General features: G+C 58.7%; 4 protein-coding genes. All 4 read right to left on the reverse strand.

The features are described from left to right. A partial coding sequence (gene chrA / locus ACWIGM_RS31195; RefSeq protein ID WP_454029841.1) for a chromate efflux transporter occupies positions 1-1076 on the reverse strand: 1076 nt, incomplete at its 3' end. A 155-nt stretch (positions 1077-1231) separates the two neighbouring features. After that, positions 1232-1435 (reverse strand): hypothetical protein, encoded by a 204-nt coding sequence (locus tag ACWIGM_RS31200; RefSeq protein WP_000376616.1) that lies wholly within the window; start codon positions 1433-1435, stop codon positions 1232-1234. A 127-nt stretch (positions 1436-1562) separates the two neighbouring features. Beyond that, a complete protein-coding gene (gene sul1 / locus ACWIGM_RS31205) occupies positions 1563-2402 on the reverse strand; it encodes a sulfonamide-resistant dihydropteroate synthase Sul1 (RefSeq protein WP_000259031.1) in 840 nt (279 codons plus the stop codon). Then, a partial coding sequence (locus ACWIGM_RS31210; protein WP_454029842.1) for a DMT family transporter occupies positions 2396-2635 on the reverse strand: 240 nt, incomplete at its 5' end. The genes ACWIGM_RS31210 and sul1, both read right to left, overlap by 7 nt.

Below are 2635 nucleotides of genomic sequence, written 5' to 3' on the forward strand. Positions count from 1 at the left end.
GCGCTAGTCCATACAGGCTGATACAGCGCGGCCAGCAGCAAGCCGACTACAGCGGCATTGATCCCGGCCAGCGCAGCTTGGATGCCTGTATTGCGGCGCAAACGCTCCCAAAATGGCATTGATCCGACGACCAGCAAGAACGAGGGCGCGAAGATAGCCAGCAGACACACAATGCCGCCGATCCAGCCCGACGGGGCGGTGTTCATCGAGGCACCAAGAAACGCGGCGAACGTGAACAAAGGGCCGGGCACCGCTTGAGCTGCCCCGTACCCCGCGAGAAAGGATTCATTGTTGACCCAGCCGGAGGGCACCACTTCGGCTTGCAGTAATGGCAGCACAACGTGACCACCGCCGAACACCAGTGATCCGACACGATAGAAGGAATCCACCATTGCCATGGTTTGACTTGGCATCAGTTCGGCCAACACCGGCAGGCCAATCAGCAAGACAAAGAACAGCGAGAGCCAAAGCACGCCGGCCCGGTGACTGACCGTGATAGGTAGGGGGTCATGCTCAACAACTTTCGCTGGCTTGAACAATAACCGGCCTGCGATGCCTGCGATAGCAATCACGCCAACCTGTCCCCACGCGGACGGCACAAGTAAAACGACGCAGGTAGCAATTGCCATGATGGTGACTCGCAGCCCATCCGTGCATAGGTTACGCGCCATGCCCCATACTGCTTGAGCGACCACGGCCACAGCCACCACTTTTAAGCCATGCAACGCGCCCTGCGAGACGTAATCGCCATAGCTGGAGATGCCGAGCGCAAAAAGGATCAAGGCTATGGCAGACGGCAGCGTGAAGCCAGCCCAAGCAGCCAGCGCCCCGCTGTATCCAGCCCGAGACAGTCCTACCGCTATGCCGACCTGGCTGCTTGCAGGCCCTGGCAAGAACTGACAAAGCGCGACCAAGTCAGCATAGCTCCGTTCGGAGAGCCAGCGCCGCCGTGTGACAAATTCGGCGCGGAAGTAGCCCAAGTGCGCAATGGGGCCGCCAAAAGATGTCAATCCAAGCCGCAGAAAAATAAGAAAGACCGACCATGGTCTGCTGTCATCGGTAGGGTTATTCGTCATACTTTCGCCTTCATGATCTGCAACGAGTTGATCAATAATAAGCGAAATTCGATAACGAAATTCGATATAAATCTAGAAAAAAATACCTCTATGTGTACTACGCAGTTTTAGCTGTGGCTTTCACAGGAGCACGCTTACTTACGGCTTAGCGTGCTTTATTTTCCGTTTTCTGAGGCGATCCCTAGGAGCTCGGATCTCAGGACGAAGGTCTCCGCGAATGTCCGGTCGATCCGCGCGACGTCCCAGGCGGGCGTTCCCTTGGCGGACATCCACGCCGCAGCGTCGTGCATCAGCCGCACAACCTCGTCGATATCACCCGAGCAGGCGACCCGAACGTTCGGAGGCTCCTCGCTGTCCATTCGCTCCCCTGGCGCGGTATGAACCGCCGCCTCATAGTGCAGTTTGATCCTGACGAGCCCAGCATGTCTGCGCCCACCTTCGCGGAACCTGACCAGGGTCCGCTAGCGGGCGGCCGGAAGGTGAATGCTAGGCATGATCTAACCCTCGGTCTCTGGCGTCGCGACTGCGAAATTTCGCGAGGGTTTCCGAGAAGGTGATTGCGCTTCGCAGATCTCCAGGCGCGTGGGTGCGGACGTAGTCAGCGCCATTGCCGATCGCGTGAAGTTCCGCCGCAAGGCTCGCTGGACCCAGATCCTTTACAGGAAGGCCAACGGTGGCGCCCAAGAAGGATTTCCGCGACACCGAGACCAATAGCGGAAGCCCCAACGCCGACTTCAGCTTTTGAAGGTTCGACAGCACGTGCAGCGATGTTTCCGGTGCGGGGCTCAAGAAAAATCCCATCCCCGGATCGAGGATGAGCCGGTCGGCAGCGACCCCGCTCCGTCGCAAGGCGGAAACCCGCGCCTCGAAGAACCGCACAATCTCGTCGAGCGCGTCTTCGGGTCGAAGGTGACCGGTGCGGGTGGCGATGCCATCCCGCTGCGCTGAGTGCATAACCACCAGCCTGCAGTCCGCCTCAGCAATATCGGGATAGAGCGCAGGGTCAGGAAATCCTTGGATATCGTTCAGGTAGCCCACGCCGCGCTTGAGCGCATAGCGCTGGGTTTCCGGTTGGAAGCTGTCGATTGAAACACGGTGCATCTGATCGGACAGGGCGTCTAAGAGCGGCGCAATACGTCTGATCTCATCGGCCGGCGATACAGGCCTCGCGTCCGGATGGCTGGCGGCCGGTCCGACATCCACGACGTCTGATCCGACTCGCAGCATTTCGATCGCCGCGGTGACAGCGCCGGCGGGGTCTAGCCGCCGGCTCTCATCGAAGAAGGAGTCCTCGGTGAGATTCAGAATGCCGAACACCGTCACCATGGCGTCGGCCTCCGCAGCGACTTCCACGATGGGGATCGGGCGAGCAAAAAGGCAGCAATTATGAGCCCCATACCTACAAAGCCCCACGCATCAAGCTTTTGCCCATGAAGCAACCAGGCAATGGCTGTAATTATGACGACGCCGAGTCCCGACCAGACTGCATAAGCAACACCGACAGGGATGGATTTCAGAACCAGAGAAAGAAAATAAAATGCGATGCCATAACCTGTCTC

Source organism: Allobosea sp. NPDC055332 (genome assembly GCF_053645455.1).

What these genes read in the sequence shown, in the direction of transcription:
- ACWIGM_RS31200 (WP_000376616.1), bottom strand. Translation starts at nt 1,435, where the DNA reads ATGGACAGCGAGGAGCCTCCGAACGTTCGGGTCGCCTGCTCGGGTGAT.
- sul1 (WP_000259031.1), bottom strand. Translation starts at nt 2,402, where the DNA reads ATGGTGACGGTGTTCGGCATTCTGAATCTCACCGAGGACTCCTTCTTC.